This is a genomic window from Priestia sp. BR_2, from assembly GCF_041954005.1.
Classification (GTDB): domain Bacteria; phylum Bacillota; class Bacilli; order Paenibacillales; family Paenibacillaceae; genus Paenibacillus_AQ; species Paenibacillus_AQ lautus_A.
In genome coordinates this window covers 1-664 of the sequence record NZ_JAVFHM010000223.1, presented here as the reverse complement: position 1 = coordinate 664, position 664 = coordinate 1, and the positions used below count along the sequence as shown (strand labels likewise).

At 34.0% G+C, this 664-nt stretch carries 1 protein-coding gene; it reads right to left on the bottom strand.

Features of this window, described 5'->3' with window-relative positions:
- Window positions 1-5: 5 nt before the first annotated feature.
- A partial coding sequence (locus RB298_RS17185; RefSeq protein WP_486047670.1) for a nucleotide disphospho-sugar-binding domain-containing protein occupies window positions 6-664 on the bottom strand: 659 nt, incomplete at its 5' end.

The window sequence follows — 664 nt, the reverse complement described above, 5'->3', positions numbered from 1 at the left end:
TAAAATTAGATTAGATCCTCTATTTTTTCATTCTTTTTAAATTGCAAAATAGTTTCTACTGCTTTTTGGTACCCTCCGGAATCCCTTAAGGATTTTCCGATTTCTAAGCTCTTTTCCTTAAATGAAGAGTCCGATAGCACTTGTTCTGTTTTGTTTCGTAATGTAGTAGCGTCTAGTTCTTGACGATTAAGTTGTAGACCAGCTCCTAATTCTTCAATCCGATTAGCTACTATTAGCTGATCCCCCACAACAGGCATAACCACAAGAGGAACACCAAAATAAAGTCCTTCACTCGTACTATTCATTCCACCATGAGTAATAAAAACATCTGCTTGTTCTAGTATTTCTAACTGAGGTACATAATTACGTATAATGAAATTAGATGGAATATCTTTAAATTGGCTAATGTCCGTCTGTTTTCCTACTGATAATATAACTGTAGCCTGTATTTCTTGGAACGCTTCAAAACAGGTAGTATATAACTCAGGTTGCTGATTAAATATCGTTCCCATTGAAATAAAGATGAGCTTATTACCAGGAATATTTTTTAAAGAAAGAGTTTCTACATCTTTTCGCGGAGCAATAGAAGGACCAACAAAAATAAAAGAGTTATCAAACTTTTCAGCACGAGGTTGATACGATCTTGATGTATATACAATAGTAA